We start from the raw sequence: 16,614 nt of genomic DNA, 5'->3' as shown, positions 1-16,614 counted from the left end.
GCCCGGACGCTAGGCAACTGCCGTTACTCGGGTATTACAGGGCGCCGTGGAGTGCCGGCGGCCGAGGACAACGCCGCCGATGTGTGCACCCGGGCAGGGTGTCCAAAGTGAGCGCCCTGCGGGCTTCGGTGCGCAGGGCGAGCACCACGAGCGGATGGACGGGGGCGGCGCCGGCTGCCCGAGCAGGGCGCCCTCGAGGCCCGGTAGCTCGGCTACCGGGCCTGACGGCCGAGGCGAGGGTGCGGGCACCGGACGGAGCCGTACGCCGGGTGCCCTAGCCGCTGACCACCTTGTCGTAGCGCAGAGCGACATAGCCCGAAGCGGCGTGGCCCGCGATGCGGCCGTCGGTGCCACCGCTGAGGTAGTCCTGACCGCGCATCATGTCGTCGTTGGTGTTGGCCTCGTGGATGTACGAGAACTTGCCTGCCGCCTTGTCGACCCACTTCTCGAAGAGCACCACGTGCCCGTCCTGGGTGTTCAGCGCGTCGCCGGGCAGGAGGTCGGACTTCGAGATGGTGCTGCTGGTACCCGGCAGGCTGTAGGTGGTGTAACTGGTGCCGGCGTGCCAGGTCATGGAGACGAAGCCCGAGCAGTCGGTGCGGTAGGTGTGGTCGCCGTCCGGGTCGGAGGCGTACGCGCCCTGGTTGTAGGGGATGTCGCGGTTCAGCCAGTTCACGGCTCGGCTCATGATCTCGCTGCGGGCGATCTGACCGCCCCGGCTGGACGGCGTGGGGGTGGGGGGCAGCGGCTGCTGGTAGGTGCAGTCGTTGGCGAAGGCCGAGAGGAGGCTCTGCGTCCAGCCGCTCGCATCGACCGGGTCGTCGGAGTGGTAGGCGATGTCGCTGCCCTTGCCGTCGGTGGGGTCGGCGTCGTGGTACCAGTACATACCGCCGTTCGTACGGCCGTAGTAGAGGCCGCCGCCGGGTGAGACCAGGCTGTCGACACCGGACCAGCCACTGCTCTTCAGCTCTGAGCGCTCCCAGTCCCCGACGCCGTTGATCTGGTAGGAGAGGAGCCTGCCGTCCGCCGTACTGGCGAGGAGGACGTCGTCGCCGACGGCCGCGAGGGTCTTCAGGACGAAGCCCTCGTCGATCACGACGTGCTTGGCGATGTGGGCGGGCCCGCTGGGCTTGGCCTGGGACACGTTGTAGCGGTGGAGTTGGCCGTCGACCGTGCCGTAGAGGTGGCCGGCCCCGTCGTACGTCATCTTGTCGAAGGTCCAGCCGTTGTCCCAGATCCGGGTGACACCGGCCAGGACGAGGGCGTTGTTGTTGGTCTGGACGTCCACCCGGTAGAGCTCACCGGCCGTCGAGGTCACCAGAACGGTGTTGAAGTTGAGGGTGGCCATGGCCTTGGGCGTGAAACCGAGATCGGTGCCGATCAACGTCTTGACCCGGTCACCGGTGTTCGGGGATATCGCGGTGTAGGTGAGGCGTCCGTCGGGAAGCGTCCCGTAGACCGAGACGTCACCGCCACAGATGGCGGCGGCCTGGGCGGGCGCCGCAGTGAGCGTGACGAGACCGAGGGTGGTGGCGCCGCATGCGAGGGCAGCGGTCAGACGGCGCTTGCGGGACGTCGAGAGCATGGGATTCTCCGATGTAGGGCAGCCCTGACGTAGGCGCGTCGGGCTGGGGCGGTGAGAAGAAGGAGGAGGTGCGATGCCGGCAGGCGAGCCGTGTGCCTCGCCGTTCCGGTTGCGGAAGTCCTCGGCCGGGGCGGATCCCGGCGAATTGCTCACGGGCGCATGAACTGCCCGCTCAGTACCAGTTGTTGTTCACGAAGTGGGTCCAGGCACCGCAGGGTGTGCTGTACCGGCCGTCGATGTAGGACAGGCCCCACTTGATCTGTGTGACGGGGTTGGTGCGCCAGTCGTCGCCGAAGGCGTCCATCTTGGAGCCGGGTAGCGCCTGGGGGATGCCGTAGGCCGTGGAGTTCGGGTTGTCGGCCCAGTAGCGCCAGCCGCTCTCCTTGTCCCAGAGCTGCTCCAGGCAGTTCCATTGGGTGGTGCTGTTCCACGCGCCGCCGTCGTGCTTGTTCATCAGGTCGCGGCCGACCGCCTTCACGGCTGGGATGTCTGTACCGTCGAGCGGGTCGATGGTGGTCGTGCAGCTGAAGGTCTCCGGCTGGGCGGAGAGCAACTGCTGGGTCCAGCCGCCCGTGTTGACCGGGGTGTCGTTGTGATAGGCGATGTCGGTGCCCTGGCCGTCGGCCGGGTTCGCGTCCTTGTACCAGTACATGGCGCCCGTGGTCTCGATGCGGCCGTAGTAGAGGCCGCCGCCTGGCGAGACGACCTGGTCGAATGCGGACCAGCCGGATGCCTTGAGGTCGTCCCGTTCCCAGCTGCCGTCGCTGCTGATCTTGTACGAGAGGAGCGCGCCAGCCATGGTGGTGGCAAGGAGACGGTCGTCTCCGACGCCCGCGAGGGTTTTCAGGACGAAGCCGGTGCCGATCTCCTTGCGCTGGCCGATGTGGGCAGAACCGGTCGGCTTGGGCTGCGAGACCAGGTACTGGAGGAGAAGGCCCCCGGCCGTGGTGCCGTACAGGTGGCCGTGGCCGTCGTAGGTGAGCTTGTCGTGGGTCCAGCCGCTGTCGAAGAGCTTGACGGGCGGACGCTCCAGGACGAGGGAGGTGTTGTTGGTCAGGACATCCAGACGGTAGAGCGCGCCGCTGGTCGACGTGACGAGGACGGTGTTGAAGTTGAGAGTGGCTATCGCTCGCGGCTCGAATCCGAGGCCCGCTCCGATCAGTACCTTCTTCAATTCGCCCGTGGCAGGCGTGATGGTGCTGAAAGTGAGGCGACCGTCGGGCAGGACGCCGTAGATCGAGGCGGTTCCGCCGCATGTGGTCGCGGCCTGTGCCGCCGGTGCGGTGGCCACGGAGGTGAGCAGGCCGGCGCCGAGGAGGCCGGCCAGGGTCGCGAGAGTCGTCTTGCGGGCAGTTCTGCGGAGAGCGGTGGGCAACGGTGTTCCCCCCAAGGAGCGGAAGCTCGGTCGGCCGGGCGTGGAGCTCTGCGGCGGTCGCCTGTCGGAACGCGGCGATGCCGTCGGGCCCGGTGCGGGCGTGTCAGTGGAGCGGTGCGGCGACGGTGTAACCGTGCGCGCGCAGCGGCGTGCGGGCGCTGGTGAGGATGGCGTGGGCCTGGCCGAGAGCGGCGGCTTCCGAGGTGGCCCGCAGGAAGAAGTAGAGGTCCATGCCGTCGTCGGAGGCCTTGGCCCGCAGGTGCTCGAGTCCGTGCGCCGCGGTGGTGTGGGCCCATACGAGGTCGGTGAGGACGGCGGGCACGCCGTGGGCGGCCTGGGGCGGACCCGCGAGCGTGGCTCGGATGACGTGCACGTGCTCTAGTCCCAGTTGATGCTGAGGCCCGCGGACTCGGGCACCGTGTCCCAGTTGATGCTGCCGGGGGCGGCGGCGCTGACGAGATGGCCTTCGGCGCCGGTCGCCGAGGTGGTGACGGCGACGCAGCAGAGAAGGGCGAGGACGGCGACGGTGCGGGCGGTGCGGGACATGATCCCCCCAGGATCGGAAGTCTGGATGCGGTTCCTTCGGTGTGCCGTGCCGCGCGCGCTGTTCCGGACCGTCCGTGCGGCTCTGGCCTTGAGCCGGGGACTCTCGCCCCGCCGTTCCGGTGAGCACCATGCTGCTGCCTCCGGAACCCGGCGGGAAGGGATTCCTGCTGTCCCCAAGAAGCCTTGGCATGTTGGTGACAGCCTTCGCCTACGATCACGTCAGGCGCCGCCCGGGGAGGGCGGCCGGACTTCAGCTGGGGGGCCGAAGGACATGCTGCAGGCACTGGGTCTTGGGGCGGACGCGGAAGCCGTGTACCGGGGGGTACTGGCGGACCCGTCGGGCGGGATCGCCGAACTGAGTGCCCGTCTGGGGCGCACGGAGGCGCAGGTGCGCGCGGGACTGGATCGGCTCGTCGATCTCGACCTGCTCCGGCCTTCCCGGGACAGTCCCGGTGCGCTGCGCGCGGTGAGACCCGAACTGGGCCTGGAAATACTGCTGTTCCGGCAGGAGGAGGAACTGGTCCGGCAGCAGCAGGAGATGGTGCGCAGCAAGGCGGCCGCGGCGCAGCTGGTCTCCGAGTTCGCGGAGCTCCGGCCGAACACCGAAGTCGACGGCGCGGAGCGGCTGGTGGGTATGGACGCCATCCAGGACCGGCTCGAACAGCTCGCCCGCGGCCTGGAGCGGGAGTGCTTGGCGATCCTGCCCGGCGGCGCGCTCTCGTCGGCCAGCCTGGATGCGTCCCGGCCACTTGACGAGCGCGCGCTGGCGCGAGGCATCGAGATGCGTTCGGTGTACCAGGAGAGTGCCCGCAAGGACCCGACGACGCTGTCCTACGCCCGTTGGCTGACCGAGCAGGGCGGGCAGGTGCGCACCAGTCTGCTGCTCCCGCCGCGCCTCCTGGTGTTCGACCGTACGATCGCTGTGGTCCCCATCGACCCCGAGCACTCGCGCCTGGGCGCGCTGTGCACTCGCGCCCCGGGTATCGTCACCTCGCTCATCACCTTGTTCGAGCAGACGTGGAACGCTGCTGTCCCGCTCGGGGCGGACCGTCCCAGTGCCACCGACACGCGGCCGAGCCAGGCAGAGCTCGAGCTGTTGAAGCTCTTGGCCTCCGGCATGACCGATGAGGCGGCAGGCAAACGTCTCGGGGTCTCGTTGCGCACCGTCAGACGACAGATGTCCGCTCTGATGGAACGCCTCCACGCCAGCAGCCGCTTCGAAGCCGGTCTCAAGGCGGCGCGGCAGGGCTGGATCTGAGGGGAGCGGGGCTGATCGCACAGCGTCTCGCGCGTGAGGCGGTGAGGGGGGGGGGCCGGGGCCCGGAGCCCCGACCCCCTCATGATGAACCGTCGGCGATCGGCCCCCGCCCGTCCTGGTGTGTACGCCCGGGAGACGGTCCGCTCCGTGCGGTCCGTGTTCCGGATCGCGATGCTCAGTGAGACCGGGAGGCGCGGGTGTCCGTCCGGCCTGGTGCGAGCCGGGTGCGGCCGCGACCTCAGCGGTGAGCGTGGGGTTTCCGGGGCCGGGTCAGGTGAGGCGGCCGAGGATGTCCTGGGACTCGACGAGTCCTTCGTCGCTGGGCTCCTTGCCTTCGCCGAAGCGGCGTGCGGCCTGGCGGGCACGCAGGTCGAGATGCGCCTCGGCGGGCTTGGCGTAGCCGTGACGGGCGCGGGCCTCGGCGGGGGTCAGCACCTCGTCGGTGCGCGGGGGGATGCCGAGCTTGACCGGTGCGACGACAGGGACGGTGGAGGGCGAGAGCTTCTCCAGGATCGTCAGCTCGGCACGGGGGCTGAGATGCAGGAGGGCGAAGCCGGCCTTCATGACGGGCACGATCAGGACGTCGGTCAGGCGCGACTGCCGGATGCCGGCCATCCGGCGCATCCAGCGAGGGAGTGTGGCGATGGTGGCTGCCCGGATCGCCCTGGCCGCCATCAGGGCACCGGGCTTCTCCCACCAGGGCATCCCCGGCAGGAGGACGAGTTCTGTCCTGAGCAGGTGGTGCATGGCCTGCCTGGCGATCGGGCTGGCAGACATCTGCGGGCGCATCCGCTCGAAGTACGCGCGGACGCCGGCACGGTCGCGCGGGATGTCACCGGGCGGGCAGGTCTGGAACTCCGCGGCCACGGCACAGGATTCCCAGTACTCCTTCTCCTCGTCCGCGGAGAGCTTGCCCGGCCCGTACTTCTCGTAGGCGTAGAGGATCGAGTGCCAGCCCGTGAGCTGGATCCACAGCTGGGAGTCGGGGTCGTTGGCGTCGTAGGTGCCCCCGCCGTAGGGCAGGTTCCCGATCGCCTTGGAGTGGACCTTGACCAGGATGTCCGCTGCTTTGCACACGTCCCGTGAGCCTGCGAACGCCACCATCGAGAAGTAGCGCAGGGTCCGGTCGTAGCGGGTGCGGGGCCGCCGGTAGATGTCCTGGGTCCCGTGCACGGCCGCCACCAGGGGCGGGTCGAGTTCCTCCACCACGACAGCCCGCTGCAGAGCGACAGTCGGCGCCGTGGGATAGCCCCAGACCTTCCACACCACCGAGCCGGGGCCGAAGAACCCGTGGTCCTCGTGCGGCTCGACCGTACTGTGCCGTTTCGGCATGCTGCGCCTCCTCGTGTCCGTGCTGCGTACGCCTGTTGGCTGTCCCGGGTCCGCCCGACCGCATTTACGACACTGCCGTCGTAAATTAAGACACGGATGTCGTAAGATGCCAAGGTGTCGACCACGAGCAGTCCGAAGGCCAGGCCGCGCAAACGTCGCCCCTACGCCCCGCGGGTACCGATCGAGGAGCGCCGCGAGCAGCTGCTCGACGCGGCGCTCGCGGTGATCGTGGACGCGGGGCACGACCGGGTGTCCATCGATGCCGTGGCGAAGCAGGCCGATGTCGCGCGGGCCGTGGTCTACAGCGCCTTCGGTGATCTGAACGCACTGCTGAGTGCGTTGCTCGACCGGCAGCAGGCGCGCGCCTTCGGTCGTCTGCTCGCCGTATTTCCCCAGGGGGACGGGCTGCGTGATCCGGCCGGGTTCGTCGCGGAGTCGGTGCGCCGCGGGGTGGAGATGCTCTCCGAGGACCCCGACACCTGGCGGCTCATCCTGCTGACCCCGTCGGCCATGCCCCCCGTGGTCCACGAACGCATCGAGGCGGACAGGGAGCGGGTGCGGCAGCGCACGGCCCTGTGGATCACCCGGCTCGGGGCCGCACGCGAGGACGCCCCTGCCCTCGATCCCGAGATCCTGGCCCATGCGCTGGTCGCCTGCGCGGAACACTTCTGCCGCATCGAGCTCACCGAACCCGGCAGGTTCGCCCCGGAACACCTGGCCGGACAGATCCGAGCGGCCCTCGGCGCGTTGTGGCCGCCCGGCTGATCGACCGCCAGAAGGCTTCCGGTGGGAAGTCGTTGTACCTGGCGGGTCCGTCAGGCGCCGGGTGAGGCGAAAGCGGCGCATCCGCCGCCGCTCCATGCGTTGACATGTCCCGGACTAGTCAGGATGCTGTGAGAGCGCTCTTCCATCGATGTAAATCCCCCCGCCGGCCCGGCGTCGCAGCGGAGGCCAACCTTGGAACGGGACCATGAAGCTACCTCGACTTCTTTCCGGCGCCGCCGCCGTTGCCCTGTCCGGCGTCCTCGCTGCCGTCATGTCCCTGTCGTCCGCCCAGCCCGCTCAGGCCGAACAGACCATCAGGGCCGCGGACCCGAGTGTGATCCGGGTCGGCAGCACCTACATATCGGTGCAGTCCACCGGTGGGGGCCTCGCCGTGCGGCAGGCGTCGTCGACGGCGGCACTGGCCTCGGCGCCCGCACGGCAGGTGTGGTCGGACACGGCAGGCCGCGGTGAGGTCTGGGCCCCGGAGATCGTCACCGACGGAGGCCGCTACTACATCTACTTCTCGGCCGGCCGCGGATCGGCCCACCGGATGTACGTCATCAGCTCGGCCGGCCCGGACAGCGGATACACCGGCGAGAGCCAACTGGCCCTGCCGGACGGCAAGTGGGCCATCGACGGGACGCTGTTCACCTTCGGCGGGCAGCGCTGGTTCGTGTGGTCCGGCTGGGCCGGCGACACCAACGTCGAGCAGAACCTCTACATCGCGCGGATGAGCAGTCCCACCACGCCGACCGGAGCGCGGTACGTCATCTCCCAGCCCCGGGAGGGCTGGGAACGGGTGGTCGGCAACCCGTTCATCAACGAGAGCCCCGAGGCCATCAAGGACCCCAACGGGCAGTTGCACATCGTGTACTCCGCCAACGGCAGCTGGAGCGACCAGTACTGCCTGGCCGACCTGCGCCTGCGGGCAGGCGGCGACCCCACGTACGTCTGGGACTGGTACAAGTCGAACGGCTGTCTGTTCGGCTCCAACCGCGCGACCATGATGTCCGGCTGGGACCCGACGCTGTACGTCAACGGCCCCGGCCACCACAGCTTCGTCCTGCTCAACGGCGACATCGACACCAGCCCGCCCGCCGGACCGAGGTTCCCGCTGATGTTCCACGCGGTCCCGAAGGGGACGCCGTACGCGTGGGAGAACCGGTACTGGTACACGGGCACGTTCGCCTGGTGGGGCAACACCACCTACAGCCGCGCCAACGTCCCCGGCCCGACCGCCGACACCGGCTGGAGCCTCAAGTTCTTCGAGTAGCGCGGAGAGTGGCACGCTCGGTCGAGGTCCCGGCGCATCGGGGCGGGCCGGAGAACGTGCGGGGGACCGGTCGGCCGTCGTCCCCGGCCGGCCCCGCACCGGCCGGCCCGATATTCGGCTGCGGTGCTCCGCGGGGCCTCCCATACTGAGCGGGCTCGAACTCCCAAGCCCCGAAGGAACTTCCCCGCGTGCAGGCCGCCGTCACCGTCACTCCCGCCCAGATTCCCGAGCTCCTGCTCGGGCTCGCCACCGTGCGGCCCGTGTTCCTCTGGGGAGCCCCCGGGATCGGTAAGTCGTCGCTCGTGCGGAGGTTCGCCGAGTCGCTGGGGCTGGAGTGCGTCAGTCTCCTCGGGACGCAGCTCGCGCCCGAGGACCTGATCGGCGTGCCGCAGATCCGTGACGGGCGTTCCGTGTTCTGCCCGCCGGAGATCATCGCCCGCGACGAGCCGTACTGCCTCTTCCTCGACGAGCTCAACGCCGCCACCCCCGATGTCCAGAAGGCCTTCTACTCGCTGATCCTGGACCGGCGGATCGGCTCGTACGAGCTGCCCGCCGGGTCGATCGTCATCGGGGCGGGCAACCGTGCCACGGACAACGCGCTGGCGAGGCCCATCGCGTCCGCTCTGGTGAACCGCCTCACCCACGTCCATCTGCGGGCGTCCGGAGCGGACTGGCTGGTGTGGGCGGGGGAGAACGGCATCCACCCCTGGGTCACGGACTACCTCATCGACCGTCCCGACCACCTGTGGTCGCAGCCGCCCAAGACCGAGGAGCCGTTCTCCACGCCCCGCTCCTGGCACATGCTCTCCGACGCCCTGCACTCCTTCGGGCCGGCCATCGACGAGCAGACGCTGAAGGTGATCGTGCACGGCACACTGACGCCCGCGCACGCTGTCTCCTTCTGCGGCTACGCGAAGATCGTCCGCCATACTTTCGGCATCGAGGCGATCCTCAAGGGCGACGCCTCCTGGCCCGCCCGGCTCGAGGACCGTGACCTCCTCTACTACCTGGCCGAGGCGTTCCGCGGACGGCTGGTGAAGGAACTCCCGCGGCAGAAGGAGCACGTCTCGGCGTCCATGCGGCAGACCTCCTACCGGGCCAAGTCGCTGCTCGTGCAGCTGGCCGAGATCTCGGTCGAGGTCGCGCAGACCGTCATCGCGGACGACGCCGACGGCCAGCCGGTGCTGCCCGCCTGGTTCCTCATCGACGCGGCGCGCGACATGCCCAGGCTGGTCGAGGCCCGGCGATGAAGGCCACCGCACGCGGGGCCGACGGCAGGAGCGGGAAGAACGGCAAGGGCCGGAAGAACAGCAAGGGCGGCATGTCCGACCCGGCCGCCGAGGCGTTCGCGGCGGGGCTCGCGAGGGTCAAGCGGAACCCGGCCTTCGCCGCCGTCCACGCTTCCGTCTGCCGACAGGACAACTGCGCCCTGACCCCGGCCGGGGGACTGGCCGCCGTCACCTCCAACGGCACCATCCACGTGCACCCCACCAAGCGCGCGGATCCCGCCGAATGGGCCTGGGCCCTGGCCCACTGCCTGCTGCACCTGGGCTTCGGGCACGTGCCGGCCGCCGCGGACGACCCGCGCGAGCAGCCCGACCGGTTCGACCTCGCGGCCCGCTGCACGGTCGTCAACCGTTTCCTGCTCACCTTCCCGGTCGGCAGTCCCCCCGTACACCTGCCGGAGTCCTTTCCCGGCGGTGACGAGGCGGAACTCGCCGCCCGCTGGCGCCGCGACGGCATCCCCGCCGCCCACGAGCTCTGCGGCACCGCGGGCGGGCACCCGGACCAGGTCCTCACGACGTGGCCGGCATGGAACAACACGGCAGTCCCGGACTGGGAGACGGCCTTCGCACGGGCCCTCACCCGGAGCGTCTCCACCGCCATGGACGTGGCGGGCGGACGCGTCGACCGGATCACCGGAGAACGCGCACCGCAGCGCCCCTGGAGCCGGGCCATGAACTGGTTCGTCTCCTCGTACCCGCTGCTCGGCGGAATCGCCGCGGGCCTCACCGTCGTGGCCGACGCCGAACTCGCCCGCGCGCAGGGCATCGCGATCGCCGCGGTGAGCTCGGCCGCGGGTGAGATCTACATCAACCCGCTGCGTACGTTCACCGATGACGAATGGCGCTTCATCCTCGCCCACGAGATGCTGCACGCCGCGCTGCGCCACGGCGAACGCCGCGGTGGCCGCGACCCGTACCTCTTCAACGTCGCGGCCGACTACGTCGTCAACGACTGGCTCGTCCAGATGCGCGTCGGCGACATGCCCGAGGGGCTGCTGTACGACCCCGACCTGCGGGACCTGTCCGCCGAGGAGGTGTACGACTGCATCGCGGTCGACCTGCGCCGCCGGCGGCGGCTCGCGACCCTCCGCGGCAAGGGTGCCGGCGACATCCTCGGCGAGCCACTGCCGCACGGTGAGGCCCGCCCGTACACGGACCTGGACGAGTTCTACCGGCGCGGCCTGGTGCAGGGTTTCGATCTGCACCAGTACGGTGAGCGCGGCCTGCTGCCGGCCGGGCTGATCGAGGAGATCCGGGCGCTGGCCCACCCGCCCGTACCGTGGGACGCGCGGCTCGCCCGCTGGTTCGACGAGTACGTCCCCCGACCGGAACCCCTACGCTCGTACGCCCGCCCGGCGCGGCGGCAGGCGTCCACACCCGACATCCCGCGCGCGGGCCGGTACTTCCCGCCCCAGGAGACGGCCCGCTGCACCTTCGGAGTGGTTCTCGACACCTCCGGCTCGATGGACAGCGCCCTCCTCGGCAAGGCGCTCGGTGCCATCGCCTCGTACGCGGAGGCTCGCGACGTACCCGCGGCGCGCGTGGTGTTCTGCGACGCGGCGCCGTACGACGCAGGCTATCTGCCACCGGCCGAGATCGCGGGCAGGGTCCGGGTGCGCGGCCGTGGCGGTACCGAACTGCAGCCGGGCATCGACCTGTTGCAGAGGGCGGACGACTTTCCGCGGACGGCCCCGGTACTCGTCATCACCGACGGCTGGTGCGACATTCTGCGGATCCGCCGCGAGCACGCGTTCCTGATCCCGCAGGGTGCCTCCCTGCCGTTCACACCGCGCGGCCCGGTGTTCCGGCTGAGCTGAGGGCGGCGTCCCCACGTGCCGTCACGGATGTCCGGCACCGTCCGGGCCCCGCGTGATCACGCGGGGCCCGGACGATCGGCCGACGGGGCATGTGCCCGTACGGGCGTCCACCGGCGCATCACGGAGTCAGAGGGCGGCCGTGTACGCCGTGAGGGTGTTCAGATTCTTGATGAAGTCCGACGTCGTGATGCCCGGCGGGCCGGCCTGCGGCGTATAGGGAGGCATCTGCGGCGGGCTGAGCGGGTCATAGGGTGAGGTGTCGTAGAGGTCGCCCACGTGGCGGCTCACACAGGCCTTGCCGTCATAGGGCGTTGCGGGTGGCGGCCCCTGGTACGGATTGGTGATCGAACCGATCCGCGTCAGCCAGTGGTCCCTGTCGCCCAGTCCCGACACGACCGCGTCCGCCTGCGCAGGGGTCACGGTGGGAAGCGTCAGGTCGGCGCCCCGGAAGAGGTCGTCCAGTCCCAGGTCCCTCGCCGAGAAGTAGCCGGGCAGTTCACGCCTGCCGCGCGCGGCGAGGGGCGATCGCGCCCTGAGGTCGGCGACCTCGGACCGGCTCATCGACATGAGCTCGTCGTAGGTCGCGCGCAGGGCAGCGGTGTCGACCTTGCGTCCGCCGCCGTAGTGGCTCGGGGTGTCCCGGTGGTCATGGTCGTTGTAGTAGGCGCCGTTACGGACGTTCGAGCCGAAGCGGTGTACGAACCGGGCGCGGTTGGTGCCCAGTTCGATGAAGGTCGGGTGCGTACTGGAGGCCAGGAGCGGGTTCTCCGCCTTCTGCTGGTCCGTCAGCCGGCAGCTCTCCAGCCAGGCGATGGCTTCCGGTGCCCGGCGGAGGAACTCGTGGTCGCCGGTGAGCCGGAAGTAGGCGAAGAGCTGCTGGACATTGGTCTGGGTGGTGTGGGTGACGAGCGCACGCGGTTCGTAGGAGCGGGCACCGGCGGGCGCTCCTGCCTTGCGGCCGCCGGCTGCGCGGGCGAGGTGCTGGAGGCCCCAGCCGGCCTGCGGTCCCGGCTGTTGCATGCGATGGAGGCAGGCCATGGCCCGCCCGACGTTCGGGATCAGATCGCGGCGCCCGAGCGAGGTGACGCACATCAGCAGGAACTTGATGTTCTCGCCGAGCACGTTGTCGTTGAAGGTGACGTGTCCGGTGTAGTCGCCGTCCTCCATGCCGTGCCGGATGCCGGCGGGCAGCCAGGACGGCAGCTCGTCCGGCCACGGCGTCTGCTCGACGGAGCCGGAGAACGCCGGGAAGCGCTGCGGCCAGCCGCCGTCCGCGACGCCGCCGCGGTACTGCGCCGCGACGACGAAGCGGATCGCCCTGTCCAGGGCGGCCTCGAACTTCGGGTGGGGCCTTTCCAGCTGGAGCCGGAGTATCAGCTGGGCGGCTGTCGCGGTCGCCGCGTCGTCGAAGGTGGCGTTGCCGTAGAAGTGCTGGAACTCCTCCAGACGCCAGCCGTTGGCACCGATCGTCTCGTACCAGCTCCGGAGTGAGCCCTGCCCCGCCGTGTCATGGATGTAGTTCCAGCCGCCGCAGGCAAGTTGGGCGTCCACCAGGGCCAGCCCGGTGCGCCTGGCGGCCCGGTAGCAGACCTCTGATCCGGTGGCGTGGTAGGCATCGAGCATGCTGTGGCCGACGGACGGTGTGCCGGGCGGCTGGATCCAGCACATGGTGCGCCGGGCCTCCATCTCGCCCCATGTGGTCGAGAGGTCCGGCAGGTAGCTCCAGACGTAGCCGCCTCGGTAGGAGACGTGCTCGTCCATGAACGCGGTCGCGCGGGCCACGGCGGCAACGATGTCGGCGCGCCCGGCTGCGGGGGCGGCCGCGGCCGAGGCGCGGTCGGCCGATCCGAGGACAAGGGCCGCGGCCGGTGCGGCGGCGAGGCGGGCGAAGGTACGGCGGCTCACTGGCAGGTGCATCGAACGACTGCCTCCAACTCTGGTGCGGAGTGCGGGTTCCAGACATGACGCAGTGTCACCACGTGGCCTGCTGCGCCATGTCTGAGGAGTTGTAGCACCGCCCGACGGAGCCGCCAAGAGTTCAGACACAACTACGGTGTTCATGTATGTGTCTCAAGGTGGGGTTCATCAGCTCATTCGGTGCTGAACGGTTCGGATACATGTGCGGGGTGGTCCATGTGGTGCGCTGTTTTGGAACGGGGCGGTCGTCACGCTGCGTCTGTGCGGGAAGCCGGTGCTTACCTCCGACGTAATCGACGCTCCGTCACCGCCTCGGCAGACTGCCCCCATGACACTCACCACCGCGGAAGTCACCCGCGCCACCGTGGAGAAGTTCCTCGCCCTCCGGCTCGCCGGGGACACCGAGGGGCTCACCGCTCTCTTCGCCGACCACGTCGACTGGCTGCTCGCCGAGAACCCCGCGGTCCCCTGGATCCGCCCCCGCTCCACCGCGGCGGAATGCGCGGCCCAGGGTGCGGAGTTGGCGGAGTACACCGTGCCGGAGGATGCCCGCGCCTCTGTCGACACCTTTCTCGTCGACGGTGCCGACGCCGTTCTGACGGGTCACCTCTCAGGGACCGTCCGCGCGACGGGCAAGTCCTTCGCGGGCCCCTTCGCGCTGCACCTGACCGTCGAGGGCGGCCGGGTCACCCGGCACCACCTTTACGAGAACAGCCTGTCGATCGCGGAGGCGTGTGCTCCCTGAAAGCGCCTCGTGGGCGCGGCGTCCTCGGGAGCGCCCGGGCCGGTCGGCGTGGGACCGCTCGCGGCCCAACCCTGGTTGCGGTGCGGGTGGTTACGCGTTCCGGGCGCGCCACGCCTCGTGCCGCCGACGCCTGCGCGGGCTTCTTGACGCGATGCGAGTTACCGGTAACATCAGGCCTGCTCCGAGTGGCCCCGCGTCCGAGTGCGGCGGGTTCCTCGACGGGCACGGCAGGCCCGCCCGCGGAATCGGAGATCTCCTGATGCGAAACCACCTGCGACTGCCGCCCCCTGCCCCCGCCCCGTTGTCGGGCCACCTGCCGTTCAGCGACGCGACGGAGGCCACCGACCCCATCGAGGTGACGAGCAGATACCTCACCCGCGGCGGCCGCCCCTGGTTCCCCGTCTCCGGCGAGTTCCACTACACCCGCTGCCCCGCACGGCACTGGGAGGAGGAACTCCTCAAGATGAAGGCCGGCGGGATCACCGTCGTCGCCACCTACGTGATCTGGATCCACCACGAGGAGACCGAGGGCCGTATCCGGTTCGACGGGGACCGCGACCTGCGGCGTTTCGCCGAGCTGTGCGCCCGCCACGACCTCGGCATCGTCCCCCGCATCGGCCCCTGGTGCCACGCCGAGGTGCGCAACGGTGGACTGCCCGACTGGATGCTTGCCCGGGACTGCACGCCACGCACCGACGACCCCGCCTATCTGGAGCCCGTGCGGCGGTGGTTCGCGGCCGTCGGGGAGCAACTGCGGGGAATGGACCGGGCCCACGGCGGTCCTGTCGTCGCCATCCAGATCGAGAACGAGCTCTACGACCGGCCCGGCCACCTGCTCACGCTCAAACGGCTCGCCCAGCACAGCGGCCTCGGCGCACCGCTGTGGACGGCCACCGCCTGGGGCGGCGTACAGCTTCCCCCCGACGAACTGCTGCCGCTGTACGGCGGATACCCCGAGACCTTCTGGACCGAGGCGGACGGCGGCTGGCCCGACACCTGCCGCAAGCACTACTTCTTCACCCACCAGCGCGACGACGAAGGCATCGGGGCAGACCTGCGGCCCACGACCGTACGGGGCGGGGCGGGTGCGCCCACCGACCGGTTCCCCTGGGCCACCTGCGAACTCGGCGGCGGCATGGCCCACTCCTACCACCGGCGGCCGCGGGTCGACGCCGCCGATGTGGCCGCACTCGGGCTCACGAAGATCGGATGCGGTTCGGCCTGGCAGGGCTACTACATGTTCCACGGCGGCACGAACCCGACGGGTGAACTCACCACCCTGCAGGAATCACACGCCACCGGCTATCCGAACGACCTGCCGGTCCTCAGCTACGACTTCCAGGCTCCGCTCGGCGAGTACGGCCAGTACAGGCCCTCGTACCACGAACTGCGCCTCCAGCACCTGCTGCTCGAGGACTTCGGACACCGCATCGCACCCATGACCTCCGTCCTGCCCGGCAGACAGCCCACCGGGCAGGACGACCGTTCCACCCTGCGCTGGGCGCTGCGCTGCGACGCAGCGGCGGGATTCCTGTTCGTCAACAACCATCAACCGCACGAACCGTTGCCCTCCCACCCCGACACCACCTTCGGTGTCGACTGGCCCGACGGCACCGAGCTCTCGCTCCCCAGCACGCCGGTGGCCATCCCCTCCGGCGCCTCCTTCTGCTGGCCGCTCCGCATGCGGGTGGCCGGCGCACAGCTGGAGTGGGCGACCGCCCAGCCCGTGTGCCGGGTCGAGAACGACGGGCAGACCGTCCTCGTACTCGCCGCCGTCGACGGCATCGACCCCGAACTCGCGCTGGACGCCTCCACGGTGTCGTCGGTGCGGACGCCGAGCGGCGACATCACCCAGGTCGACGGGCGCGTCCTGGTCACCGGCCTGGCAGCCGGGACCGACGCCCTCGTGGAGATCGACACCGCGGACGGAGGCCGCGTCGCCCTGCTGGTACTGGACGCGGCCACGGCCCGGAGTGTCTACCGTGGGCCCGCCTGGGGCGCCCGACGCCTCGTGCTGTGTTCCGAAGGGGTGGTCTTCGACCACGATGAGGTCCGCATCCACAGCGCCGCCGGGGAACCGTCCTTCGCGGTGCTCCCGGCCCCTCAGCAACAGCTGGAGGTGACAGGCGCCCAGGTGCGCACGGAGCCCGACGGAGTCTTCACCCGGTACCGCCTGACCCCGACCCCGGAGCAGGCGACGGCCCCGGTGGCCCTCGCCGCCCGGCTCACCCGGCCCGCAGGCCCCGCTCCCGCGCCGAAGACCAACGCCCTGGGCAGGGCGAGCGCTCCGGTCGACGAGGACTTCGACACCTCGGCCGCCGAGTACCGCCTCGACATCCCGGACGATGTCCTCGGCCGGCCCGACGGCGTCCTTCTGCACATCGACTGGACGGGCGACGTGGCACGCGCGTACACGGGAGACACGCTCGTGGCCGATCAGTTCCAGGCAGGGCAGCCCTGGGAGATCGGCCTGGACCGGTTGGACGCGACGGCGGTACGCACCCACGGGATCACGCTGCGGCTGCTTCCCCTGCACGAGGAGGAACGCGGAGTGCACCTCCCGCCCGCCGCGGAGCCGGCCCCCGAACGGGATCACCGAGAGGCACGGGTCATCGGTGCCACGCTGAGCGTGACGCGGCCTTGGGCGGTCCGGCGGGGCTGAGCCGGGTGGGCACCCCCGGCCGTCCGGCATATCCTGCTTTCCGGCCGGACGGC

13 protein-coding genes are annotated in these 16,614 nt (G+C 70.4%); 7 read left to right on the top strand and 6 right to left on the bottom strand.

Annotated elements, in window-relative coordinates:
* Nucleotides 1–274: 274 nt before the first annotated feature.
* The 4 genes from ACFQ6X_RS10415 to ACFQ6X_RS10400 all read right to left on the bottom strand — a co-directional run bounded on the left by ACFQ6X_RS10415 (nucleotide 275) and on the right by ACFQ6X_RS10400 (nucleotide 3,506).
* Entirely contained in the window at nucleotides 275–1,585 is a 1,311-nt protein-coding gene (locus ACFQ6X_RS10415; RefSeq protein WP_383178945.1) for a hypothetical protein, read from the bottom strand.
* 172 nt (nucleotides 1,586–1,757) lie between these two features.
* Entirely contained in the window at nucleotides 1,758–2,960 is a 1,203-nt protein-coding gene (locus ACFQ6X_RS10410; protein ID WP_383178942.1) for a peptidase S1 and S6, read from the bottom strand.
* A 103-nt stretch (nucleotides 2,961–3,063) separates the two neighbouring features.
* Entirely contained in the window at nucleotides 3,064–3,333 is a 270-nt protein-coding gene (locus ACFQ6X_RS10405) for a hypothetical protein (protein WP_383178939.1), read from the bottom strand.
* A gap of 5 nt (nucleotides 3,334–3,338) precedes the next feature.
* On the bottom strand, nucleotides 3,339–3,506 hold the full coding sequence (locus tag ACFQ6X_RS10400; protein WP_383178936.1) for a hypothetical protein: 168 nt from the start codon (nucleotides 3,504–3,506) through the stop codon (nucleotides 3,339–3,341).
* A 271-nt stretch (nucleotides 3,507–3,777) separates the two neighbouring features.
* Between ACFQ6X_RS10400 and ACFQ6X_RS10395 the strand changes: the two genes are divergently transcribed.
* A complete protein-coding gene (locus tag ACFQ6X_RS10395) occupies nucleotides 3,778–4,764 on the top strand; it encodes a LuxR C-terminal-related transcriptional regulator (RefSeq protein WP_383178933.1) in 987 nt (328 codons plus the stop codon).
* A 270-nt stretch (nucleotides 4,765–5,034) separates the two neighbouring features.
* Here the strand turns inward: ACFQ6X_RS10395 and ACFQ6X_RS10390 are convergent, their stop codons facing one another.
* Nucleotides 5,035–6,096 carry an oxygenase MpaB family protein gene (locus tag ACFQ6X_RS10390; protein WP_383178930.1) on the bottom strand — a complete coding sequence of 354 codons (1,062 nt, stop codon included), beginning with the start codon at nucleotides 6,094–6,096 and terminating at the stop codon, nucleotides 5,035–5,037.
* Nucleotides 6,097–6,210: 114 nt separating this feature from the next.
* Here ACFQ6X_RS10390 and ACFQ6X_RS10385 point away from each other — a divergent pair, with 114 nt between their 5' ends.
* From ACFQ6X_RS10385 to ACFQ6X_RS10370, 4 genes are all read left to right on the top strand, one after another.
* Entirely contained in the window at nucleotides 6,211–6,861 is a 651-nt protein-coding gene (locus ACFQ6X_RS10385) for a TetR/AcrR family transcriptional regulator (RefSeq protein ID WP_383178927.1), read from the top strand.
* 205 nt (nucleotides 6,862–7,066) lie between these two features.
* Nucleotides 7,067–8,134, top strand: coding sequence for a glycoside hydrolase family 43 protein (locus ACFQ6X_RS10380; protein ID WP_383178924.1), 1,068 nt, complete (start codon nucleotides 7,067–7,069; stop codon nucleotides 8,132–8,134).
* A 188-nt stretch (nucleotides 8,135–8,322) separates the two neighbouring features.
* The gene (locus ACFQ6X_RS10375; protein WP_383178921.1) at nucleotides 8,323–9,384 is read left to right on the top strand and encodes an ATP-binding protein; all 1,062 of its coding nucleotides are present in this window, start codon (nucleotides 8,323–8,325) and stop codon (nucleotides 9,382–9,384) included.
* Between the two features lie 71 nt (nucleotides 9,385–9,455).
* Complete coding sequence (locus tag ACFQ6X_RS10370; RefSeq protein ID WP_383179305.1) at nucleotides 9,456–11,237, top strand: hypothetical protein; 1,782 nt, start codon at nucleotides 9,456–9,458, stop codon at nucleotides 11,235–11,237.
* Nucleotides 11,238–11,363: 126 nt separating this feature from the next.
* Here the strand turns inward: ACFQ6X_RS10370 and ACFQ6X_RS10365 are convergent, their stop codons facing one another.
* Nucleotides 11,364–13,142 carry a pectate lyase gene (locus ACFQ6X_RS10365; RefSeq protein WP_383178918.1) on the bottom strand — a complete coding sequence of 593 codons (1,779 nt, stop codon included), beginning with the start codon at nucleotides 13,140–13,142 and terminating at the stop codon, nucleotides 11,364–11,366.
* Nucleotides 13,143–13,482: 340 nt separating this feature from the next.
* Here ACFQ6X_RS10365 and ACFQ6X_RS10360 point away from each other — a divergent pair, with 340 nt between their 5' ends.
* Both ACFQ6X_RS10360 and ACFQ6X_RS10355 read left to right on the top strand, forming a co-directional pair.
* A complete protein-coding gene (locus ACFQ6X_RS10360; RefSeq protein WP_383178915.1) occupies nucleotides 13,483–13,899 on the top strand; it encodes a nuclear transport factor 2 family protein in 417 nt (138 codons plus the stop codon).
* Between the two features lie 259 nt (nucleotides 13,900–14,158).
* Nucleotides 14,159–16,561, top strand: a complete 2,403-nt coding sequence (locus ACFQ6X_RS10355) for a beta-galactosidase (RefSeq protein ID WP_383178912.1) — start codon at nucleotides 14,159–14,161, stop codon at nucleotides 16,559–16,561.
* Nucleotides 16,562–16,614: the final 53 nt, after the last annotated feature.

This window comes from Streptomyces sp. NPDC056452 (genome assembly GCF_042796085.1).
Lineage (GTDB): Bacteria > Actinomycetota > Actinomycetes > Streptomycetales > Streptomycetaceae > Streptomyces.
This window is presented reverse-complemented; position numbering and strand designations above follow the sequence as displayed.

Coding starts and splice junctions, on each gene's coding strand:
- ACFQ6X_RS10390 (WP_383178930.1), bottom strand. CDS start 6,096: ATGCCGAAACGGCACAGTACGGTCGAGCCGCACGAGGACCACGGGTTC.
- ACFQ6X_RS10380 (WP_383178924.1), top strand. CDS start 7,067: ATGAAGCTACCTCGACTTCTTTCCGGCGCCGCCGCCGTTGCCCTGTCC.
- ACFQ6X_RS10400 (WP_383178936.1), bottom strand. CDS start 3,506: ATGTCCCGCACCGCCCGCACCGTCGCCGTCCTCGCCCTTCTCTGCTGC.
- ACFQ6X_RS10370 (WP_383179305.1), top strand. CDS start 9,456: ATGTCCGACCCGGCCGCCGAGGCGTTCGCGGCGGGGCTCGCGAGGGTC.
- ACFQ6X_RS10395 (WP_383178933.1), top strand. CDS start 3,778: ATGCTGCAGGCACTGGGTCTTGGGGCGGACGCGGAAGCCGTGTACCGG.
- ACFQ6X_RS10360 (WP_383178915.1), top strand. CDS start 13,483: ATGACACTCACCACCGCGGAAGTCACCCGCGCCACCGTGGAGAAGTTC.
- ACFQ6X_RS10355 (WP_383178912.1), top strand. CDS start 14,159: ATGCGAAACCACCTGCGACTGCCGCCCCCTGCCCCCGCCCCGTTGTCG.
- ACFQ6X_RS10415 (WP_383178945.1), bottom strand. CDS start 1,585: ATGCTCTCGACGTCCCGCAAGCGCCGTCTGACCGCTGCCCTCGCATGC.